The 20,905-nt window shown below is 73.1% G+C and carries 22 protein-coding genes; 18 read left to right on the top strand and 4 right to left on the bottom strand.

The genetic code is table 11. From position 1 onward, the window contains the following. The first annotated feature begins 344 nt into the window (after window positions 1–344). The 8 genes from ftsH to AB0G02_RS07590 are packed head-to-tail and all read left to right on the top strand — an operon-like array spanning window position 345 to window position 7,899. Window positions 345–2,597, top strand: coding sequence for an ATP-dependent zinc metalloprotease FtsH (ftsH, locus tag AB0G02_RS07625; RefSeq protein ID WP_360790857.1), 2,253 nt, complete (start codon window positions 345–347; stop codon window positions 2,595–2,597). A 17-nt stretch (window positions 2,598–2,614) separates the two neighbouring features. Further along, window positions 2,615–3,238: a GTP cyclohydrolase I FolE gene (gene folE, locus AB0G02_RS07620; protein WP_360790890.1), complete on the top strand. Its 624-nt coding sequence runs from the start codon at window positions 2,615–2,617 to the stop codon at window positions 3,236–3,238. Further along, on the top strand, window positions 3,235–4,056 hold the full coding sequence (gene folP / locus AB0G02_RS07615; protein ID WP_360790854.1) for a dihydropteroate synthase: 822 nt from the start codon (window positions 3,235–3,237) through the stop codon (window positions 4,054–4,056). The genes folE and folP overlap by 4 nt, the downstream gene beginning before the upstream one ends. Further along, the gene (folB, locus tag AB0G02_RS07610) at window positions 4,046–4,447 is read left to right on the top strand and encodes a dihydroneopterin aldolase (RefSeq protein ID WP_360790851.1); all 402 of its coding nucleotides are present in this window, start codon (window positions 4,046–4,048) and stop codon (window positions 4,445–4,447) included. Before folP ends, folB begins: the two co-directional genes overlap by 11 nt. Continuing rightward, window positions 4,440–4,922: a 2-amino-4-hydroxy-6-hydroxymethyldihydropteridine diphosphokinase gene (folK, locus tag AB0G02_RS07605; protein WP_360790848.1), complete on the top strand. Its 483-nt coding sequence runs from the start codon at window positions 4,440–4,442 to the stop codon at window positions 4,920–4,922. Before folB ends, folK begins: the two co-directional genes overlap by 8 nt. A gap of 53 nt (window positions 4,923–4,975) precedes the next feature. Then, complete coding sequence (locus AB0G02_RS07600; RefSeq protein ID WP_360790845.1) at window positions 4,976–5,632, top strand: maleylpyruvate isomerase family mycothiol-dependent enzyme; 657 nt, start codon at window positions 4,976–4,978, stop codon at window positions 5,630–5,632. An 18-nt stretch (window positions 5,633–5,650) separates the two neighbouring features. Continuing rightward, window positions 5,651–6,103, top strand: coding sequence for a DUF3180 domain-containing protein (locus AB0G02_RS07595; protein WP_360790842.1), 453 nt, complete (start codon window positions 5,651–5,653; stop codon window positions 6,101–6,103). Window positions 6,104–6,153: 50 nt separating this feature from the next. Further along, entirely contained in the window at window positions 6,154–7,899 is a 1,746-nt protein-coding gene (locus AB0G02_RS07590) for a DUF6779 domain-containing protein (protein ID WP_360790839.1), read from the top strand. Window positions 7,900–7,901: 2 nt separating this feature from the next. On the opposite strand, the gene AB0G02_RS07585 is transcribed toward AB0G02_RS07590, so the two are convergent. The 3 genes from AB0G02_RS07585 to AB0G02_RS07575 form a co-directional block, all read right to left on the bottom strand. After that, window positions 7,902–8,966, bottom strand: a complete 1,065-nt coding sequence (locus tag AB0G02_RS07585) for an NADH-quinone oxidoreductase subunit D (RefSeq protein ID WP_360790836.1) — start codon at window positions 8,964–8,966, stop codon at window positions 7,902–7,904. 42 nt (window positions 8,967–9,008) lie between these two features. Next, window positions 9,009–9,455: a DUF1203 domain-containing protein gene (locus tag AB0G02_RS07580; RefSeq protein ID WP_360790833.1), complete on the bottom strand. Its 447-nt coding sequence runs from the start codon at window positions 9,453–9,455 to the stop codon at window positions 9,009–9,011. A gap of 66 nt (window positions 9,456–9,521) precedes the next feature. Beyond that, window positions 9,522–10,433, bottom strand: coding sequence for an SAM-dependent methyltransferase (locus AB0G02_RS07575; protein ID WP_360790830.1), 912 nt, complete (start codon window positions 10,431–10,433; stop codon window positions 9,522–9,524). Window positions 10,434–10,460: 27 nt separating this feature from the next. On the opposite strand from AB0G02_RS07575, the gene AB0G02_RS07570 reads away from it, so the two are divergent. The 5 genes from AB0G02_RS07570 to AB0G02_RS07550 all read left to right on the top strand — a co-directional run bounded on the left by AB0G02_RS07570 (window position 10,461) and on the right by AB0G02_RS07550 (window position 14,813). Next, window positions 10,461–11,636: a PrsW family intramembrane metalloprotease gene (locus AB0G02_RS07570; RefSeq protein ID WP_360790887.1), complete on the top strand. Its 1,176-nt coding sequence runs from the start codon at window positions 10,461–10,463 to the stop codon at window positions 11,634–11,636. Between the two features lie 92 nt (window positions 11,637–11,728). Further along, window positions 11,729–12,613, top strand: coding sequence for a DUF2520 domain-containing protein (locus tag AB0G02_RS07565; RefSeq protein ID WP_360790827.1), 885 nt, complete (start codon window positions 11,729–11,731; stop codon window positions 12,611–12,613). 6 nt (window positions 12,614–12,619) lie between these two features. Then, window positions 12,620–13,510, top strand: coding sequence for a pantoate--beta-alanine ligase (panC, locus tag AB0G02_RS07560; RefSeq protein ID WP_360790824.1), 891 nt, complete (start codon window positions 12,620–12,622; stop codon window positions 13,508–13,510). A 10-nt stretch (window positions 13,511–13,520) separates the two neighbouring features. Beyond that, the gene (panD, locus tag AB0G02_RS07555) at window positions 13,521–14,015 is read left to right on the top strand and encodes an aspartate 1-decarboxylase (RefSeq protein WP_360790822.1); all 495 of its coding nucleotides are present in this window, start codon (window positions 13,521–13,523) and stop codon (window positions 14,013–14,015) included. A gap of 12 nt (window positions 14,016–14,027) precedes the next feature. After that, window positions 14,028–14,813, top strand: coding sequence for a type III pantothenate kinase (locus tag AB0G02_RS07550; protein ID WP_360790819.1), 786 nt, complete (start codon window positions 14,028–14,030; stop codon window positions 14,811–14,813). 12 nt (window positions 14,814–14,825) lie between these two features. Here the strand turns inward: AB0G02_RS07550 and AB0G02_RS07545 are convergent, their stop codons facing one another. Then, window positions 14,826–15,584, bottom strand: a complete 759-nt coding sequence (locus tag AB0G02_RS07545; RefSeq protein WP_360790816.1) for a class I SAM-dependent methyltransferase — start codon at window positions 15,582–15,584, stop codon at window positions 14,826–14,828. A gap of 62 nt (window positions 15,585–15,646) precedes the next feature. Here AB0G02_RS07545 and lysS point away from each other — a divergent pair, with 62 nt between their 5' ends. From lysS to AB0G02_RS07520, 5 genes are all read left to right on the top strand, one after another. Beyond that, the gene (gene lysS, locus AB0G02_RS07540; RefSeq protein WP_360790814.1) at window positions 15,647–17,158 is read left to right on the top strand and encodes a lysine--tRNA ligase; all 1,512 of its coding nucleotides are present in this window, start codon (window positions 15,647–15,649) and stop codon (window positions 17,156–17,158) included. A 114-nt stretch (window positions 17,159–17,272) separates the two neighbouring features. After that, the gene (locus AB0G02_RS07535) at window positions 17,273–17,623 is read left to right on the top strand and encodes an Lsr2 family protein (protein WP_360790812.1); all 351 of its coding nucleotides are present in this window, start codon (window positions 17,273–17,275) and stop codon (window positions 17,621–17,623) included. Between the two features lie 287 nt (window positions 17,624–17,910). Next, window positions 17,911–18,900, top strand: a complete 990-nt coding sequence (locus AB0G02_RS07530) for an iron ABC transporter permease (protein ID WP_360790809.1) — start codon at window positions 17,911–17,913, stop codon at window positions 18,898–18,900. After that, on the top strand, window positions 18,897–19,982 hold the full coding sequence (locus AB0G02_RS07525; protein ID WP_360790806.1) for an iron chelate uptake ABC transporter family permease subunit: 1,086 nt from the start codon (window positions 18,897–18,899) through the stop codon (window positions 19,980–19,982). Before AB0G02_RS07530 ends, AB0G02_RS07525 begins: the two co-directional genes overlap by 4 nt. Next, window positions 19,979–20,785, top strand: a complete 807-nt coding sequence (locus AB0G02_RS07520) for an ABC transporter ATP-binding protein (RefSeq protein WP_360790803.1) — start codon at window positions 19,979–19,981, stop codon at window positions 20,783–20,785. The genes AB0G02_RS07525 and AB0G02_RS07520 overlap by 4 nt, the downstream gene beginning before the upstream one ends. The last annotated feature ends 120 nt before the right edge of the window (window positions 20,786–20,905 follow it).

The raw sequence follows: 20,905 nt of genomic DNA, 5'->3' as shown, positions 1-20,905 counted from the left end.
TCACTCACATGACAAACTCTCGTGTTCTACGTCACCCGAATGGCCCTCATGTTGTCGCTACCTGCTAGTAACGCAACACCCGTCGTAAGTGTTACGGGGTCGATGCCCTTCCGGTTCATGATCGAATCAGTCGCCTGGGTGAACCACGTTGACCTGGGACGCGTGTTCGAGGTCACCCCGGGAACACCAGGCCGCCCTCGCCCGTTGGTCCGGCAAGACGCGACAGGGCCCGCACGCGGAGCGCTTCGCCCGAGCCACGGGCGGTAGTCTGGTCGGACGGGTGTGCCCGTCTGCGCCCGTCGACAAGTCAGGGAGGGTCGAGGCCGCCCGCCGGCCGTAAGTGCATGGACCGCAAGCGCCTGCTTCGCAACCCGCTGCTGTGGATCGTGGCGGTGTTGCTGCTCTTTTACGCCTTCAACGTGCTCTTCGACGACAACCGGGGCTATGCCCCGATCAAGACGTCCCAGGCACTGCAACAGATCCGGGACGGCCAGGTCAAGGAAGCCACGATCGAGGACAAGGAGCAGCTCCTCAAGCTCACCCTCAACGACGGGGTGACCGTCGAGGGCAGCAACCGCGTGCGCGCCCAGTTCCCGGCGAGCTCCACGGACGAGATCTTCACCATCCTCGACCAAGCGGACAACAAGCCGGTCGTCGAGACCAAGGTCACGCAGGACTCGCTCCTGATGCAGATGCTGCTGTACCTGGTCCCGCTGGGCCTGCTGCTGCTCCTGCTGATGTGGATGATGAACAACGCCCAGGGCGGCGGCAACCGCGTCCTGAACTTCGGCAAGTCCAAGGCCAAGCAGCTGTCCAAGGACATGCCCAAGACGACGTTCGCCGACGTCGCGGGCGCCGAAGAGGCCGTCGAAGAGCTCTACGAGATCAAGGACTTCCTGCAGAACCCGGGCCGCTACCAGGCCCTGGGCGCGAAGATCCCCAAGGGCGTGCTGCTCTACGGCCCGCCCGGCACCGGCAAGACGCTGCTGGCGCGCGCCGTGGCCGGCGAGGCCGGGGTGCCGTTCTACTCGATCTCCGGCTCCGACTTCGTGGAGATGTTCGTCGGCGTCGGCGCCTCGCGGGTGCGCGACCTGTTCGAACAGGCCAAGCAGAACGCGCCCTGCATCATCTTCGTCGACGAGATCGACGCGGTCGGCCGCCACCGCGGCGCCGGCCTCGGCGGCGGTCACGACGAGCGTGAGCAGACGCTGAACCAGCTGCTGGTCGAGATGGACGGCTTCGACTCGCGCGGCGGGATCATCCTGATCGCGGCGACGAACCGGCCCGACATCCTCGACCCGGCCCTGCTGCGCCCCGGCCGGTTCGACCGGCAGATCCCGGTGTCCGCGCCGGACCTGAAGGGTCGCAAGCAGATCCTGCGCGTGCACGCCAAGGGCAAGCCGTTGGCCCCCGAGGCGGACCTGGACGGCCTGGCCAAGCGCACCGTGGGCTTCTCCGGCGCCGACCTGGCCAACGTCGTCAACGAGGCCGCGCTGCTCACCGCGCGCCACAACGGCACCGTCATCACCAGCGCCGCGCTGGAGGAGTCGGTCGACCGGGTGATCGGCGGTCCGGCCCGCAAGAGCCGGATCATCTCCGAGAAGGAGAAGAAGATCACCGCCTACCACGAGGCCGGGCACGCCCTGGCCGCGTGGGCCATGCCGGACATCGACCCGGTCTACAAGGTCACGATCCTCGCCCGGGGTCGGACGGGTGGTCACACCCTGTCCGTGCCGGAGGAGGACAAGGACCTGATGACCAGGTCCGAGATGATCGCCCGGCTGGTGTTCGCGCTGGGTGGCCGCTCCGCCGAGGAGCTGGTCTTCCACGAGCCGACCACGGGTGCGTCCAACGACATCGAGCAGGCGACCAAGATCGCCCGCGCGATGGTCACCGAGTACGGCATGTCCGCCCGGCTCGGCGCGGTCAAGTACGGCCAGGAGCAGGGCGAGCCGTTCCTCGGCCGCACCGCGGGCCGGCAGGCCGACTACTCGCTCGAGGTCGCGCACGAGATCGACGAGGAAGTCCGCGAGCTGATCGAGGCCGCGCACACCGAGGCGTACGAGGTGCTCAACACCTACCGCGACGTGCTCGACGCGCTCACGCTGGAGCTGATCGAGAAGGAGACCCTGCACCAGAAGGACCTGGAGCGGATCTTCGCCGCCGTCGAGAAGCGCCCGCGGATCACCAAGTTCAACGACTTCGGCCACCGCACCCCGTCGGACAAGCCGCCGGTCAAGACCCCGGCGGAACTGGCCAAGGAGCGCGGCGAGCCGTGGCCGCCCGCGATCGAGGACACCCTCGACGCGGAGCCCCCGGTCCCGGACCCGGTGCCCACGCCGCCCAACGGCAGCAACGGCACGCAGGTCCAGCCGTACCCGCAGCAGGCCCCGTCGCCGTACTCCCAGGCCACGCAGCAGCAACCGCAGCAGCCGCAGCACCCGTCGTCCGGCCCGCCGAACTACGGTGCGCCTCCCGGGTGGACGCCGGCCACGGTGCCCGGCGGCGCCCCGCAGCCACCGCAGTGGCAGCCGGAGCCGACGGACGCGGAAGCGGGGAAGCGGTCCTTCGACACGGACCCGGACAACCGCACGTGACCGAGCACGGCACCGCGATCGACCAGACCGGCCCCTCCGCGAACGGGGGGGCCGGTCTCGCGCGCCGGCCCTTCGACCAGAAGCGCGCCGAGGACGCGGTGCGCGAGCTGCTGCTCGCGTGCGGTGAGGACCCGGAGCGCGAGGGGCTGCGCGACACCCCGGCCCGGGTGGCGAGGGCGTACCGGGAGCTGTTCGCCGGGCTGCACACCGACCCGGACAGCGTGCTGGCCAGGACGTTCGACGAGAGCCACGAGGAGCTGGTGCTGGTCACCGACATCCCCATGTTCTCGTTCTGCGAGCACCACCTGCTGCCGTTCCACGGCGTCGCGCACGTCGGGTACATCCCGAACGAGCACGGCCGGGTGACCGGCCTGTCGAAGCTGGCCAGGCTGGTCGACCTGTACGCGAAGCGGCCCCAGGTGCAGGAGCGGCTGACGTCGCAGGTCGCGGACGCGCTGATGCGGCGGCTCGACCCGCGCGGCGTGATCGTGGTGGTCGAGGCCGAGCACCTGTGCATGGCCATGCGGGGCGTGCGCAAGCCCGGCTCGCGCACCACGACGTCGGCGGTGCGCGGGCTGCTGCGCAGCTCGGCGTCGTCGCGGGCGGAGGCCATCGAGCTGATCAAGGGACGCCTGCGGTGAGCGTGCCGAGGCCGGGGCACTGCGTGGTGGTGGGCGTGCTCAACGTGACCCCGGACTCGTTCTCCGACGGCGGCCGGTACCTCGACCTGGACGACGCGGTGGCGCACGGCGTGGCCATGTTCCGCCGCGGCGCGGACCTGGTGGACGTCGGCGGCGAGTCGACGCGCCCGGGCGCGGAGCGGGTGTCGGCGTCGGTGGAGGCCGCGCGGGTGGCGCCGGTGATCCGGGCGCTGGTCGCGGAGGGAGTGCCGGTCAGCGTGGACACCACGCGGGCCGAGGTGGCGGCGGCGGCGCTGGAGGCGGGCGCGTCGATCGTCAACGACGTGTCCGGCGGGTTGGCCGACCCGGGGATGGCGCCGCTGGTGGCGTCGGCGGGCGTGCCGTACGTGCTGATGCACTGGCGCGGGCACAGCGACCGGATGGACCGGCTGGCCGTGTACGACGACGTGGTGCGCGACGTGCGCGACGAGCTGTGCCGCCGGGTGGACGCCGCCCTGGCCGCCGGCGTCGCGTCGGACGACGTCATCCTCGACCCCGGCCTGGGGTTCGCGAAGAACGCCACGCACAACTGGCAGCTGCTGCACGGGCTCGGGTCGTTGCTGGAGCTGGGTTTCCCGGTGCTGGTCGGCGCGTCGCGCAAGCGCTTCCTGGGCGCGCTGCTGGGCGACCGGGCCCCGGACGGCCGGGAGGACGCGACCGCCGCGGTGTCGGCGCTGGCGGCGTTCGCCGGCGCGTGGGGCGTGCGGGTGCACGACGTGGAGCGGTCGCTGGACGCGGTCGCCGTGGCTCGGGCGTGGAGGCGGGGACGTGCCGACTGAGGTGGGCGGTTCGGCGGAGGCGTCGGGCACTTCCGACCGGATCTCGTTGCGCGGCCTGCGGGTGCGCGGGTTCCACGGCGTGTTCGAGCACGAGAAGCGGGACGGCCAGGACTTCCTGGTCGACGTCACCGCGTGGCTCGACCTGTCGCGGGCGGCGGCGACGGACGACCTGCGGGAGACGCTGCACTACGGGGAGCTGGCCGAGCGGGCGGCGGCGATCGTGGCCGGCGGCCCGTACGACCTGATCGAGACGGTGGCGGGCAAGGTCGCGGACGAGGTGATGACCGACCTGCGGGTGCGGGCGGTCGAGGTGACGGTGCACAAGCCGTCCGCCCCGATCCCCCTGTCGTTCACCGACGTCTCGGTGACGATCAGGCGCACGCGTGACTAGGGCGGTGCTGTCGCTCGGCTCGAACCTGGGCGACCGGCTCGGGTACCTGCGGCTGGCCGTCGAGGGGTTCGCCGACGTGCTGGTCGCGGCGTCGCCGGTGTACGAGACGGCTCCCTGGGGCGTGACCGACCAGGACGACTTCCTCAACGCGGTGCTGATCGTCTCCGGCGACGTGGACGAGTGGGGCTGGCTGCGCCGGGGTCAGGCGTTGGAGCAGGCCGCCGGGCGCGTCCGGGAGCGCCGGTGGGGGCCGCGCACGCTGGACGTGGACGTGGTGGCCGTGGACGGCGTGCGGTCGGCGGACCCGGAGCTGCTGCTGCCGCACCCCGGTGCGCACGAACGCGCGTCGGTGCTCGTGCCGTGGCTGGACGTGGAGCCGGACGCCGTCCTGCCGGGTCGCGGTCCGGTGCGGGAGCTGCTCGCGGGTCTCGACCTCGACGGGGTCACCCGGAGGGCTGATCTCCCGCTCGTCTGATCGAGCCTGCGCGGCGTCCTCGGTCGGGTTAGCGTGGGCGCGGAGGTGGCGCGATGAGCAACGCGGTCACTTACGACGCCGCGCGGCGGCGGATCATCAGCCTGGTCACCGACGGCGATCCCGAGGCACCGGTCGAGGCCTGCCCCGGCTGGACGGTCAGGGACGTGCTCGCGCACCTCGCCGGCGGACTGGCCGACTCCACCGCGCAGCGGTTCGACGGGATCGCGGACGGCTCGTGGGGCGAACGCCAGGTCGTGGACCGGCGCGGGCGCGACACGGGCGAGCTGCTGGTCGAGTGGGAGCGCAACTTCCAGGTCGCGGAAGGGCTGTTCGACTCCCCGGTGGGCGCGGTGCTGGTCGCGGAGGTCGTCTCGCACGAGCACGACATCCGCACGGCGCTCGGGCAGCCGGGCGAGCGGGACAACGTGGCCGTGCGCGCGGCGTTGACGCGGCCGTTGCAGGAAGTCGACAAGCGGCTGCGGGCGCGGCACCTGCCCGCCCTGCGGATCACGCTGGAGCACGGCGACCGGGTCCTGGGCGAGGGCGATCCGGTGGGCGGGCTGCGGACGTCGTCGTTCGAGCTGCTGCGCGTGCTGGGCGGTCGGCGCAGCGAGGAGCAGGTGCGCGCGCTGGACTGGGACACCGATCCGGGCCCGTGGCTGCCCGTGCTGTCGCTGTTCGGCGGGCGCGACACCGCCCTGGTGGAGTAGTTCGGGGACGATGGTGGGGTGAGGTTCACCAAGCCCCGTGACCTGCTGGCCGCCGGACTCGTCGCGGGCCTGGTCGCGCACCTGCTGATCAGGCTCTCCTACGACACGCTGCCGCCGTTGCCGACGTTCGCCGGGTTCACCCTGCTGGTGATCGCGATCGTCAACGCGCGGCTGGCGTTCTCGCTGCGCGCCCGCATCCTGCGCAAGCCGGGCGCGCGACCCGTCGAACCGCTGACCGCGGCGCGGGCGGTGGCGTTCGCCAAGGCGTCGTCGCTGCTGGGCGCGATCATGCTCGGCGCGTGGGCGGGCGCGCTGCTCTACGTGCTGCCCGCGCGCGGCGACTTCGAGGCGGCCGACCACGACGTGGTCAGCGGGATCGTCGGTGTCGTCTGCGCCGCCGCCCTGATCGCGGCCGCGTTGTGGCTGGAGCGGTGCTGCCGGACGCCGGACGACCCCCACCTCGACCGGTGAATGCGGACGCGGAGGTCTCAATCGGGTAACTGACCGGTACGGTAGACGCCATGACCGGGCGAGGCGCGTCGGATGATGACGACGAGCAGCAGGACCACGGTCGTGGCTCAGGGCGGTTGATGCTGGTAGCGGCATTGGCGCTCGCACTCGGTGCCGCGGCGGTGCTGGTGCTGAGCGACAACGCCCGCTGGCTGCGGTTGGCCGTGGTGGCCGCGCTCTGGGCGGCGCTCGTCGGCGCGTTCCTCGCGGCCCGCTACCGCAAGCAGATGGCCGAGCGCGAGGACGAGGTGGCCGACCTCCAGTCGGTCTACGAGCTCGAGCTGGAGCGCGAGATCGCCGCGCGCCGCGAGTACGAGCTGGAGGTCGAGGCCGAGACCCGCAAGCGGGTGCAGGAGGAGGCCAAGGACGACCTGGAGGCGCTGCGCGGCGAGCTGCGCGCCCTGCGGGAGAACCTGGAGGCCCTGCTCGGCGGCGAGGTGCTGGTCGAGCGGGTGGCGCTGCGCGCCGAGTCGACCCGGATGCGCACCCTGTCCGACCAGTCCCGGCTGATGGCCCTGGGCGACCAGCGGATCATCAGCGCCGGACCCGCCGCGCCGGTGACGAAGAAGGTCGCGGAGAAGCCCCAGGCCGACCGCACCGAGCTGATCGAGCGGGTCACCGCCGACGGTTCGCGCAAGGACCAGGTGCGGCGTCCCGAACCCACCCGCCCGGAGCCCGCGCGGCGCGAGCAGGCCCAGCCGGTGCGCCGCGAACCGGCCCGCGCGACGGCCCAGCCCCGGCCGACGCCACCGCCCGTGGTGGTGCGGCGGGAACCGGCGAAGCAGGAGCCGACCGAGCGGGTGGGTCGGGACGTGGCGGCGCGGTTGACCCCGCCCGCGGCCCCGGCCGCCGCTCCCGCCGCCGGCGCCCGGCCGGCGGAGCCGTCGAAGACCGAGCACACCGTGCAGCGGCGCAGCCGGGTGGCCGAGCGGACCGAGATGATCAGCCGGGAGGCGTTGGCCGACGGGTCGGCGCGGCGTCCCGAGGGTGGCGCGGTGCGGCGGACGCCCGGCGGCAGGCCGGAGTCGACCGGTGAGCAGCGCGTGGTGGCCCGTGCGGAGTCGCCCGGTGAGCAGCGTTCCCAGCAGCAGCGACGTTCCCCGCAGCCCGCCGAGGCACGCCGCCCGTCGACGGCGCGCGCGGAGCTGACGGGCGAGCACCGGCCGGTGGAGGTGCGCAGGCCCGCGGCCCGCGCGGAGCCGACCGGTGAGCACCGGCCGGTGGGTCGGCCGGAGCAGACCGGGGGCGACCGCCGGTCCGGTGGGCGTGCGGAGGTGACCGGTGAGCACCGGCCCGTGGGTCGGCCGGACCCGGCCGCCGAGGTGCGCCGTCCGGCGGCGCGGGCCGAGCTGACCGGTGAGCACGTCCCGGTGGCCGGTCGGGCGGCGGAACCCGCGCGTCGGGCCCCGGCCGAGGACGACCCGCGCCGCTCGCGCCGGGCCGCCGAGCCGACCGGTGGGCACCGCCCGGCGGCCGAGCCGGAGTCGATCGGCGGGCGTTCGGCGGACTCCGCGTCGGCGTCCGTGACGCCGCCCGAGGGCCGTCGCCGCGCGGCCGAACCCGAGGCGGGCGGGCGGCGTCGGGCCGAGGAGCCGTGGGGCTCGTGGGAGGCGGGCGCCGAGCCGGTCGGCAGGCGTGGCGTGCCGGAGCCGGTCGAGCCGGCCGGGGCGCACGCGGACGGCAAGTCGGTCAGCGAGCTGCTCGCCGCGTTCGGCGGTGGCGACTCGCCGCGCCGACGCCGCCGCCGCGACGACTAGCGCTACTTGTCGATGTCACCGACGACCACGGCGAACGACCCGAGCACCGCGGGCAGGTCGGCCACCCGCGTGCCGGGCAGCAGCGCGGACAGGGCCTGGACGTTGTTGAACGACGGCGTGCGCAGCTTGAGCCGCCACGGCGTCTTCTCGCCGCGTGACGCGAGGTGCACGCCGGACGTGCCCAGCGGCGCCTCGACCCACGTGTAGACCGACCCCTCGGGCGCCTTGATCGCCTTGGGCAGCCGCAGGTTGACCGGGCCGGTCGGCAGCCGGTCCAGGCACTGCCGGGCGAGCGCGACGGAGTGGCGGACCTCGTCGACCAGGCCGCGGACGCGGGCCAGCGCGTCGCCCTCGGTGCGGACCACCGGTCGCACGTCCAGGCCGCGGTAGCCGGGCAGCGGGTCGTCGCGGCGCAGGTCGAAGTCCACTCCGGACGCCCGGCCGATCGGTCCGGTCACGCCGAACGCGAGCGCGGCCTCGCGCGACAGCACCCCGAGGCCCGCCAACCCCTCCGGTGCCTCACCGGGGTCCACAGTGGACAGAACCTCGCGCACGCGGTCAGTCCAGCCGGCGGGGACGTCCTCGCGCAGGCCGCCGATCCGGTTGGCCATGAAGTGGATCCGGCCGCCGGACGCCTCCTCCAGGACGGCCTGCACGGCGTCGCGGTCCCGCGCGCCGGTCAGCGGGGCGAGGAAGACCAGGTGCGCCATGATCCGGTTGAGCTCGCACAGCAGCACGCGCAGCGCCTGGGCGCGCGGCGGGACGTCCATGCCGGTCATCCGCTCCACGGCCAGCGCGACGGCCAGCTCGTTGCAGAAGGCGGCGAGCCAGTCGTGCCGGTTGGCCAGGGTGAGCACCTGCCGGTAGTCGCGGACCTCGAACAGCTTCTCCGCGCCCCGGTGCAGGTGCCCGACCAGGGGTGCGGCGGCGGTGATGACCTCGTCGTCGCGGACCGCCAGCCGCAGCCGGTACGCGCCGTGCGCCGACGGGTGCAGGGGGCCGAGGTCGACCACCCGGTCCACCCCGAGGTGCCGCGCGCCGGCGCCCACGCCAACGGTGATCTCCACCGGCCCATCGTCGCACGGCCGTGCCGTCGCGGCCGGTACGGCCTAATCGCGGGTGATCGCGAACAGGAAGCAGCCGTGGGACGCGCTGCGCACCTCGACCTCCGCGACGTCCGGGTCGTCGAGCAGCGCGGTGACGCGGTCGGTGAGGCCCTCCGGGGGCACGACCTCCCCGTCGTGGATGCGGCCGTCGGCGGTGTAGGCGCGCAGCGTCCGGGGCGAGTGCGAGAGCTCCTCCGGGAACTCCGCGGTGCCCGCCGGCCCGTCGCACGGTTCGGCGTGCGCGAACACCGGCCCGAGCTCCTCGTACGGCCCGACGCCGGCGGAGGGCGTGTGCCGGAACAGGATCAGCGCCTCGCCCGGCCGGGCCTTGCGCAGGCAGCAGCGCAGGGGAGCGCCCGGAGACCCGGCGTGCAGCTCGTGGTGCCCGTCCGTGCCGGCGAGCTCGCGGGCGCGGTCGAGGACGTCGTCCGGCAGCGCGTGGATTCTCATGGCTCGACCCTCGTCCGGGGCGCGTGCCGCCGCCGGCGGTCTTCGGCCCTCGGGATGCCGCGGCGGTCAGGGGCGCCACGGGGGCAGGGGCGGCAGCAGGGACGACACGGGGACGCCCACGCCGTGCAGCAGCCAGCCGAACGAGCCGAGCCCGCCCTCCGCCCGCAGCTCCGCGATCCGGGACGCCCGCTCGGCCGCCGCCAACCAGGCGGCCCCACCGACCGGGGGCACCTCCCCGACGAGACCCAGCGCGGCCAGGGCGTCCCGCTGCGACACCAGCACCCGGTCCCCGCCCGCCGCCTCGCCGCACGCGTCCAGCGCCACGTGCGCCGTCAGGTCGCAGCTGCCGTCGAACACCGGCTCCACCCGCCGACCGCCCCGGTACGCCGCGAACGTCCCCGCCGCGTACCGACCCGCCACCCGGTCCGCCCGCACGTGCCCGTAGTCCACCGCCAGCGCCGCGCCGCGCACCCGCGACACCGCGTCCGCCCACGCCACGTCCCGCGGCTCCCCGATCTCCGCCCGCTCGCCCTCGGCCACCGGCCACCACCGGTCCAGCCAGGGGTGCGACGACGGTCCCGCGACCACCGGGCAGGGCACCGCGTCCAGCCACTCGTGACCGACCAGCAACCCGCACACCGACGACGGCAGCTCCGAGGTCCACCGCACTCCCGGCCACGACCGCGCCGGCCCGACGTCCACCGCCGTCACCACCAGCCGTTCCGCCAGCGAGCCGGACGCGCCCGCCCGCACCGCGGCCGACAGCTCACCGCCACCGGCGCCGACGTCGACGAAGTCCAGCCGGGCGGGCCTGCCCAGCGCGAAGTCCACCCGTTCGAGGAGCACGAGCAGGGCTTCGGCCAGCTCAGGACCCACCAGCGCGGCGGTGCGGAAGTGGTCGGCGGGCACCTCCCCGCGGGTGAAGAAGCCCGACGGCCCGTACAACGCCTCCCGCCACAGGGCTTCCGAGTCCACCACCGCTCAAGTGTCCCTTTAGAGTTCCTCATCGTGACCACTGCCGCCCGCAAGCGCGTCGAGCAGCACCGCTGGACCGTCCTGCTCCCGGTCCTGGGGCTGATCGCCCTGGGCGTGTGCGGGCTGGTGCTGCTCGGGCTCGGCACGAGCCGGATCGGCCTGCTGCCGATCTTGGTCGGCGCGCTGGCCGCGCTGCTGCCCGTGCTCGCGGTGATCGGCGCCTACCTGTGGATCGACCGCTGGGAACCGGAGCCCGCGAAGATCCTGCTGCTGGCGTTCCTCTGGGGCGCGTGCGGCGCGACGATCACGTCCCTGGTGTTCAACCAGACCGCGCACGTGCTCGGCCAGCTGATCGACGGCGGCGACGGCAGCACGTTCGCCGCCGTGATCGGTGCGCCGATCACCGAGGAGGCCGCGAAGGCGGCGTTCATCGTGGTGCTGTTCCTGCGCCGGCGGCACGAGTTCGACGGCGTGGTGGACGGCGTGGTCTACGCGGGCGTGACGGCCGCGGGCTTCGCGTTCACCGAGAACATCTGGTACTTCGCCCGCGTCTTCTCCGACAGCGGGTTCGGTGACCTGGGCAGCGGCGTGATCGCGCTGTTCATCCTGCGCGGCGTGCTCTCGCCGTTCGCACACCCGCTGTTCACGTCGATGTTCGGCATCGGGATCGGCATCGCGGCCGTCACCGGGAGCCGCAAGCTCCAGGTGGTCGCGCCGGTCCTGGGCTACCTCGGCGCGGCAGGCCTGCACTCGCTGTGGAACTTCTCCACCACCGTCGGCACCGGCTCGACGTTCATCAACCTGTACTTCCTGATCATGGTGCCGATCTTCGCCGGCATGGTGCTGATGGTGGTGTGGCAGCGCCGCCGGGAGCAGCGGATCGTCGCCGGCCAGCTGCCCGCCATGGCCGCCAACAAGTGGATCGCCTCCAGCGAGGTGACCCTGCTGGCCAGCCTGCAGGGCCGCAGCCGGTGGCGCCGCACGGTGAAGCGCAAGGTCGGTGACGAGGCGGCCAAGGCCGTCGCGGGCTACCAGGTGGCGGCCACCGAACTGGCGTTCCTGCGGCACCGGATGGCCAACGGCACGGCGGGCCACGACGCGGAGGAACGTCACACGAAGCTGCTCGCCGCTCTCGTCGCCGCACGTCAGGCCGCCATCGACGCGCCGGGTGCGCTCAAGGCCGCTGGTGGCGTTCGTCGCAGTTGACGGTGCGGTGCCGACCACCGGATTACGCTCGCGCCCGTCGTCCGGTACCCGGGCATCCGGGACTGGAACGCCGCCATGAAGGAGTACGTCGCATGGACGCGACCCCCCGCCCCGCGCGGTTGGCCGTGGGAGTGATCTCGGCAGGCCGGGTGGGTTCGGTCCTGGGCGCCGCGCTGTCCCGAGCGGGACACGTCGTGAGCGCCGTCTCCGCCGTCTCCCGCGACTCGCTGCGCCGCGCCGAAGAGCTGCTGCCCGACGTGCCGGTGCTGCCGCCGCCCGACGTCGCCGCCTCCGCCGACCTGGTGCTGCTGGCCGTGCCCGACGACGCGCTGCCCGGCCTGGTCCGCGGCCTCGTCGCCACCGGTTCGCTGCGCGCCGGGCAGATCGTCGTGCACACCAGCGGCGCGCTCGGCGTGGACGTGCTGCGGCCCGCCGCCGAGCTGGGCGCGCTGTGCGTGGCGCTGCACCCGGTGATGACGTTCACCGGTCGCGTCGAGGACGTGCAGCGGGTGAACGCCTGCTCGATCGGCGTCACGGCGGCCGACGACGACGAGATCGCCTGGAACGTGGGCGAGGCGCTGGTGGTGGAGATGTCCGCCGAACCGGTGCGCGTGCCCGAGGCCGCCCGCCCGCTCTACCACGCCGCCCTCGCGCACGGCGCGAACCACCTGATCACCCTGGTCGCGGACTGCGCGGACCTGCTGCGCGACGCGGGCATCACCGACGCCGAGCGGATGCTCGGCCCGCTGCTGTCCGCCGCCCTGGACAACGCCCTGCGGCACGGCGACCGCGCGCTCACCGGTCCCGTCGCGCGCGGCGACGCCGGCACCGTGGCCAAGCACCTCGCGGTGCTGGCCGACACCGACACCCTGCCCGCGTACCGGGTCCTGGCGCTCCGCACCGCCGAGCGTGCGCAGGCAGCCGGGCTGCTCAAGCCCGAACTCGCGTCCGACGTCCGCTCCACCCTCGAGGACTGAACAGGCATGACCAAGCCGCTCACCAAGGACGACTACACGCCGGGCGACGTCACGGTGCACCGCGACCCGGACCGGCTGCGCCGCGTCACCAGGGCGTTGAAGACGGCGGGCCGCAACATCGCCCTGGTGCCGACCATGGGCGCGCTGCACGACGGGCACCGCAAGCTGATCCGCGAAGCGCAGGTCATGCAGAACACCGTGGTCGTCGTCTCGATCTTCGTGAACCCGACCCAGTTCGGGCCGAACGAGGACTTCGACCGCTACCCGCGCAGCTTCGAGTCCGATGTGGACGTCTGCCGCGAGGAGCGGGTCGGCCTCGTGTTCGCCCCGTCGGTGGAGGACATGTACCTGCCCGGCAGCACGGTGACGGTGCACCCCGGCCCGCTCGGTGACGAGCTGGAGGGCAAGACCCGGCCCGGCCACTTCGCCGGCGTGCTGTCCGTGGTGGCCAAGCTGTTCAACATCGTGCAGCCCACCTACGCGGTGTTCGGCGAGAAGGACTACCAGCAGCTCACGCTGATCCACCGGATGGCGCGCGACCTGAACTTCCCGCTGGACGTGGTCGGCGTGCCGACCGTGCGCGAGCCGGACGGCCTGGCGCTGTCCTCACGCAACCGCTACCTGTCCGACGAGGAGCGCTCCGCCGCGACCGCGCTGTCCGCCGCGCTCGTGGCGGGCGCGTACGTCAGCGGCCAGGGCGCGGACGCCGTGCTGAAGGCCGCGCGCGACACCCTCGCAGCCGTGCCCGGCGTCGACCTGGACTACCTGGAGCTGCGGGCGCCCGACCTCGGCCCGGCGCCGGAGAACGGTGACGCCCGCCTGCTGGTGGCCGCCCGCGTGGGCTCCACCCGACTGATCGACAACGCCGCCGTGCTGCTCGGCACCGGCGACGAGTAAGGGGACCGCCATGTTCCGCACCATGCTCAAGTCGAAGATCCACCGGGCCACCGTCACCCAGGCCGACCTGCACTACGTCGGCTCGGTCACGGTCGACGAGGACCTGATGGAGGCCGCCGACCTGCTGGCCGGCGAGCAGGTCGCGATCGTGGACGTCACCAACGGCGCGCGCCTGGAGACCTACGTCATCCCCGGCGAGCGGGGCACCGGCGTGATCGGCATCAACGGCGCGGCGGCCCACCTGGTCAAGCCGGGCGACCTGGTGATCCTCATCGCTTACGGGCAGATGGACGACGCCGAGGCGCGCGGGTACGAACCGAAGGTGGTCTTCGTCGACGCCGACAACAAGGTCGTCGAGCTCGGCGCGGACCCGGCGCACGCGCCGGAGGGCTCGGGACTGGTGAACGGGTCGACGTCCGCCCAGGCCCCGGCCCAGCCGGAGGCCGTGGCGGCGGAGACCGAGGACGCGGCGGCGCTGGACGCGTTGATCCAGGCCGAGGACTAGAGGGGACGCCCTGTGCTGCTCGCCATCGACGTCGGCAACACCAACATCGTGCTGGGCCTGTACGACGGCACGGGGGACGACGCCGCGCTGATCCGGGACTGGCGGATGCGCACCGACGCCCGGATGACCGCCGACGAGCTGGCGCTGACCATGCGCGGCCTGCTCGGGGAGTACGCCGACAAGATCACCGGCATCTCGGCGCTGTCCACCGTGCCCGCCGTGCTGCGCGAGCTGCGCGTGATGCTCGGCCGGTACTACTCCAGCGTGCCCAAGGTGCTGGTGGAGCCGGGCGTGCGGACCGGCGTGCCGCTGCTGGTGGACAACCCCAAGGAGGTGGGCTCCGACCGGGTGATCAACACGTTGGCCGCGCACCACCTGCACAGCACGGCGTGCGTGGTGGTCGACTTCGGCACGTCCACGAACCTCGACGTGATCTCGGCCAAGGGCGAGTTCCTCGGCGGCGCCCTGGCGCCCGGCATCGAGATCTCGGTGGACGCGCTGGCCGCGCGGGCCGCGCAGCTGCGCAAGGTCGAGCTGGTGCGGCCCCGGTCGGTGATCGGCAAGAACACCGTGGAGTGCCTGCAGTCCGGCATCGTCTACGGGTTCGTCGGCCAGGTCGACGGCCTGGTCCGCCGGATCGTCGACGAGCTCCAGCTCACCGAGCCCGGCCCGGTCACGGTCATCGCGACCGGCGGCCTCGCGCCCCTGGTGGTGACCGAGTCGGCCACCATCCAGGCGCACGTGCCGGACCTCACGCTGCTGGGCCTGCGGCTGGTGTTCGAGCGCAACCTGAGGTGATCCGCCGGTCGTTCAGGCGGCCCTGAGCATCCGCTTCACCAGCGTCACCAGGGGGTTGTCGAACTCGCCGCGCGCGGTTTCGGGGCGGGACTTGAGGAACGCGAGCATCCGCCCGTTCATCTCGTCCCGCTCCTCCGCCGGCGCCACCAGGGCGTGCGAGTGCGTGTTGACGGTCGCCACGAGCGACTCGGCGGTGCGCCGGTGGCTGTGCTTGAACAGCCGTTCGCCCGCGTCGGTGAACAGCCCGTCCCTCGGCACCCAGTCCCCGCGCACGGTGGTGGGCACGGCGGCGCCGGCCCTGGCCACCTCGACGAACCCGGCCACCCACGGCACCGAGTCGTCGAAGTCGTTCCACAGCGCGGCCAGCACACCGCCGGGCCGCAGCACGCGGGCGATCTCCGGCATCGCCCGCGCCGGGTCGAACCAGTGGAACGCCTGCCCGACCACGACGGCGTCGACCGTGGCGTCCGGCAGCGGGATCCGCTCCGCCGTGCCGGGCAGCGCACGGGCTCCGCCGTGGTGGCGCACCAGTTCCGCCAGCATGGCCTCGTCCGGCTCCACGGCCGTCACGTGGTGCCCCTGCGCCAGCACGCCGCCGGTCAGCTTGCCCGTGCCCGCCGCGAGGTCGAGCACCTCGTGCGCGCCGTCGCCCAACGGCTCCAACGCCCACCGGATCGCCTCGGCGGGGTAGTCCGGTCGGTGTTCCGCGTACGCCGAGGCGTGCGCTCCGAAGGAGTTCGCCCGCAGGCCTCGCAAGTCATCTCCCGTCACCACCCCGAGCCTAGTGAGATCCGGTTCGATTTCCCGAGCGGTCTTTCCGTACTCTTCCCGGTGTGAGTGAGCAGCCAGCGACCGGTTCCGCGACCAGCGACGACGATCTCCCCGAGCAGCTGAGGGTGCGCCGGGAGAAGCGGGCGCGACTGCTGGAACGCGGTGTCGATCCGTATCCGGTCGAAGTACCGCGCACGCACACCTTGCGCGAGGTGCGGGAGGCCCATCAGGGACTGGATCCGGACACCGCGACCGGTGATGTGGTCGGTGTGACCGGCCGGGTCATGTTCATCCGCAACACCGGCAAGTTGTGCTTCGCGACGCTGCGCGAAGGCGACGGCACCGAACTGCAGGCCATGCTGAGCCTCAACGGCGTGGGCGAGCAGGCGCTCGCGGATTGGAAGTCCGACGTCGACTTGGGCGACCACGTATTCGTGCACGGAGAGGTCATCACGTCCCGCCGCGGCGAACTGTCCGTGATGGCGGACCGGTGGGCGATCACGGCCAAGGCGCTGCGCCCGTTGCCGGTCGCGCACAAGGAACTCGCCGAGGAAACCCGCATTCGCCAGCGGTACGTGGACCTGATCCTCCGCGAGCAGGCGCGCAACACCGTGCGCAACCGGGCCGCGGTGGTGCGGTCGTTGCGGGAGTCGTTCCACCGGCGCGGTTTCGTCGAAGTCGAGACGCCGATGTTGCAGACGTTGCAGGGCGGTGCGTCGGCCCGGCCGTTCGTGACCCGGTCGAACGCGCTCGACATCGACCTGTTCCTGCGGATCGCGCCGGAGCTGTACCTCAAGCGGTGCGTGGTCGGCGGTATCGAGAAGGTCTTCGAGATCAACCGCAACTTCCGCAACGAGGGCATGGACTCGTCCCATTCGCCCGAGTTCTCGATGCTGGAGTACTACGAGGCGTACGCCACCTACGACACGAACGCCGTGCTGACCCGGGAGTTGATCCAGGAAGCCGCGCTGGCGGTCGCCGGTTCGCACGTGGTGACGCTGGCCGACGGTTCCGAGTACGACCTCGGCGGCGAGTGGACGACGTTGAGCATGTACGACTCTTTGTCCGAAGCGGCCGGAGAAGAAGTCACGCCCGAAACTTCTCCGGAGCGGCTGAGGGTGCTCGCGGACAAGCACGGCCTGGAGCCCGACCCGAAGCTCGGGCACGGCAAGCTGGTCGAGGAGCTGTGGGAGCACCTGGTCGGGGACGCCCTGCACGCGCCCACGTTTGTGCGCGATTTCCCGGTGGAGACCTCGCCGCTCACCCGTCAGCACCGCAGCCGGCCGGGTGTGGCCGAAAAGTGGGACCTGTACGTGCGCGGTTTCGAGTTGGCCACGGGATACTCGGAACTGGTGGACCCGGTGGTCGAGCGGGAGCGGTTGGAAGCCCAGGCCCGCCTTGGCGCCACCGGTGACGTCGAGGCCATGCCGGTCGACGAAGACTTTCTGCGATCACTGGAGTACGGAATGCCACCGAGCGGTGGTGTCGGAATGGGCATCGACCGGCTCCTGATGGCGCTCACGGGCCTCGGTATCCGGGAGACGATCCTGTTCCCCCTCGTGCGCCCGGAATGAGTAACTTCTCGGCCTCCGGGCGGCGCATTCCCGCAGTTGTGCGCTAACCTGCACTCGCCAATGCTTTAGGTCGCGGTCGGGGAACACCGCGCATTCGAGTCCAGGAGGATACGCATGGCGCAGAAGGTCACCGTGACCCTGGTCGATGACCTGGACGGTGGGAAGGCGGAGGAGACGGTCGGCTTCGGATTGGACGGTGTGTCCTACGAGATCGACCTTTCCGCGAGCAATGCGGGCAAGCTCCGCGACGCTCTCGCCGACTTCGTCGCCAGTGCCCGCAAGGCGGGCGGTCGCAAGCGCGGCCCGGGTCGTCCGGCCGGCAGTGTGAAGGCGGCTCGTCCCGCTTCGGCGGATCGCGAGCAGAACCAGGCCATTCGGGAGTGGGCGCGCAAGCAGGGCATGAAGGTGTCCGATCGCGGCCGGATCCCGGCCGAGGTGCTGGAGGCTTACCACCAGCAGGGCTGACGCGAGTTGTGCGCGTGGCGCAGGCCACGGCAATTACGTCAATCGACGAAGGGGCGCCGGGATTCCGGCGCCCCTTGGTTGTTTTTCGCAACCTCTTCCGTGCCCCGGTGTGGTGAAGATCCTTTTTGCGGGATCGTTGTTCCGCAGGTGTGTCCGAAGTCGCGTCCGCGCGCTCGGGTGATCCCCGACTCGGCCGGTCGGCGGCACGCTGCGTGCCCGGTGGTGATCGGACCGTGTTCGGTTAGGCTTACCTCACCGAGTCGGGTCGCCGTGGGAGGAGCAGCACCGTGGGCCTGCGCGCCACCCGCCTGGCCCTGCTCGTCGGGCTGCTCGTGCTGGTCGCCCTCGCGAGCGTGGCCATCGGCGCGAAGGACGTCCCGCTCGTCGACGTCTGGCACGCGCTGACCGCGCCGACCGGCCTGGAGAACGACCTCGTCGTGCGCGAACTGCGGGTGCCGCGCACGCTGCTCGGCATCGCGGTCGGCGTCTCGCTCGGCGTCGGCGGCGCGTTGATGCAGGGCCACACCCGCAACCCGCTGGCCGACCCGGGCATCCTCGGCGTCACCCAGGGCGCCGCGTTCGCCGTCGTGCTCTCGATCTTCACGCTGGGCGTGCACAGCCTCTACGGGTACGTGTGGTTCGCCTTCGCCGGCGCGCTCGCGGCCAGCGTCGTGGTGTTCCTGCTCGGCTCGGGGCGGTCCGGGCCGACGCCGGTGACGCTGGCGCTCGCGGGCGCGGCGGTCACCGCCCTCATGCACGGCCTGGTGTCCGCGCTGGTGCTGCTGGACCGGCAGAGCCTCGACGCGTTCCGGTTCTGGCAGCTCGGCGCGCTCTCCGGGCGTGACCTGGGCCTGCTGTGGCAGGTGCTGCCGTTCCTGCTGGTCGGGCTGGTGCTCGCGGGGGCCAACGCGCCCGGCCTGAACGCGCTGGCGCTCGGTGACGACGTCGCCCGGTCGCTCGGGCAGCGGGTCGTGGCGACCAGGGTCGTCGGGGTCACCGCGACCACGCTGCTGGTGGGCGGCGCGGTGGCGGTGTGCGGGCCGATCGGGTTCCTCGGGCTGGTCGTGCCGCACGCGGCGCGCGCGCTGACCGGGCCCGACCACCGGTGGCTGCTCCCGTTCGCCGGGGTGATCGGCGGGATCGTGCTGCTGGCCGCCGACGTCGTCGGCCGGGTGGTGGCCAGGCCGGGCGAGCTGGAGGTGGGCGTCGTGCTGGCGCTGGTCGGAGCGCCGTTCTTCATCGCCCTCGTGCGGCGGCGGAAGCTGGTGCGGCTGTGACGGGGTCCTCCGTGCGGTCGGGGTCGGGGTCGGTCAAGGGCTTCCGGGTCGGGCCGGTGTCCGGGGCGCTGCGGTGGCGGCCGGTCGCCGTGGTGGTCGTCGGGCTGGTGCTGCTGGTGCTCGCGGCGGCGGTGAGCGTGGCCCGCGGCGACTTCCCGATCCCGCTGGGCCAAGTGCTCGACGTGCTGCTGGGCGGCGGTCCGCGCGGGCAGCGGTTCATCGTGCTCGACCTGCGCCTGCCCAGGGCGTTGACCGGCGTGTTCGTCGGCGCGGCGCTCGGGGTCGCGGGCGCGGTGTTCCAGTCGGTCGCGCGCAACCCGCTGGCGAGCCCGGACATCCTCGGCGTGACCTGGGGCGCGGGTGCGGGCGCGGTCACCGCGATCACGTTCGGCGGGTCGATGGGCGCGGTCGGCGGGACGGTGGCGGCGGTCGGCGTGCCGCTGGCGAGCCTGGCGGGCGGGCTGCTGGCGGGCCTGCTGGTCTACGGGCTGGCGTGGCGGCGCGGCATCGAGGGGTTCCGGCTGGTGCTCGTGGGCATCGGCGTGTCGGCCGTGACCGGCAACTTCACCCACTACCTGCTGACCGTCGGTGACGTCACCGACGCGGCGCGGGTGATGGTGTGGATCACCGGCAGCCTGAACGGGCGCGGGTGGGAGCACGTCGTGCCGGTCGGGCTGGCGCTGGTGGTGCTGATCCCGGCGGCCCTGGTCGGCACCCGCCTGCTCGGCGCGCTGCAGTTCGACGACGACACCGTGCGCGGGCTCGGGGTGCGGCTCGACGCCGCGCGCAGCGTGATGCTGCTGCTCGCGGTCGTGCTGGCCGCGGTGGCCACGTCGGCCGCCGGACCGGTGGCGTTCGTGGCGCTGGCGTCGCCGCAGATCGCGCTGCGGCTGGCCGGCACCGCCACGCCGCCGCTGCTCGGGTCGGCCGTGGTCGGCGGCCTGCTGGTGGTGGTGTCGGACCTGGTCGCGCGGCTGGCGTTCGGCGGGTTCGAGCTGCCGGTCGGCGTGGTGACGGCGGTGCTCGGCGCCCCCTACCTGATGTACCTGCTCGTCCGCAGTCGCCGGGAGGCAAGGGTATGACCGCTGCTCGGCTCCAGGCCCGGTCGCTGTCCGTCGGGTACGGGGAGCGGCTGGTCGTGTCCGACCTCGACCTGGACGTGCTGTCCGGTTCGGTGACGGCGGTGATCGGGCCCAACGGGTGCGGCAAGTCGACGCTGCTGCGCGCCCTGGGTCGACTGCTGCCCGCCCGGTCCGGCTCGGTGCTGCTGGACGGCGAGCGGATCGACCGCACGCCCACCCGCGAGGTGGCGAAGGTGCTGGCGATGCTGCCGCAGTCGCCGCAGGCGCCCGAGGGCCTGACCGTGGCCGAGCTGGTGGCGCGCGGGCGGCACCCGCACCAGGCGTGGTACCGGCAGTGGTCGCCCGAGGACGAGGCGGCGGTGGCGTCGGCCCTGGAGATGACGGGCATGGCGGAGCTGGCCGGGCAGACCGTGGACGAGCTGTCCGGCGGGCAGCGGCAGCGGGCGTGGATCTCGATGGCGCTGGCCCAGGGCACCGACCTGCTGCTGCTGGACGAGCCGACGACCTACCTGGACCTGGCGCACCAGATCGACGTGCTGGACCTCGTGCAGCGGCTGCACCGGGAGTCCGGCCGGACCGTGGTGATGGTCCTGCACGACCTGAACCTGGCCGCCCGGTACGCCGACCGCCTGGTCGCGATGAAGGACGGCCGGATCGTCGTGTCCGGCCCGCCCGCCGACGTGCTGACCGAGGCGAACCTGCTGGAGGTCTTCGGCCTGGACGCCCGCGTGGTGCCCGACCCGGTCGCCGGCACGCCGCTGGTCATCCCGATCGGCCACCGCCACCGCACCCCCGAGCGCTGACCCCGCCCGTTCCGACCGCTGACCCCGCCCGTTCCGACCGCGGGCCACGCGCGACCCGAGCGCTGACCATGGGTGACCTGGACGTAGGACACGCGCGACGCGACCGTTGGACACGCGCGC

The organism is Actinosynnema sp. NPDC023658 (genome assembly GCF_040639995.1).
Taxonomy (GTDB): domain Bacteria; phylum Actinomycetota; class Actinomycetes; order Mycobacteriales; family Pseudonocardiaceae; genus Actinosynnema.
The sequence above is the reverse complement of the archived record's forward strand: the minus strand, read 5'-3'. Positions and strand labels throughout refer to the sequence as shown.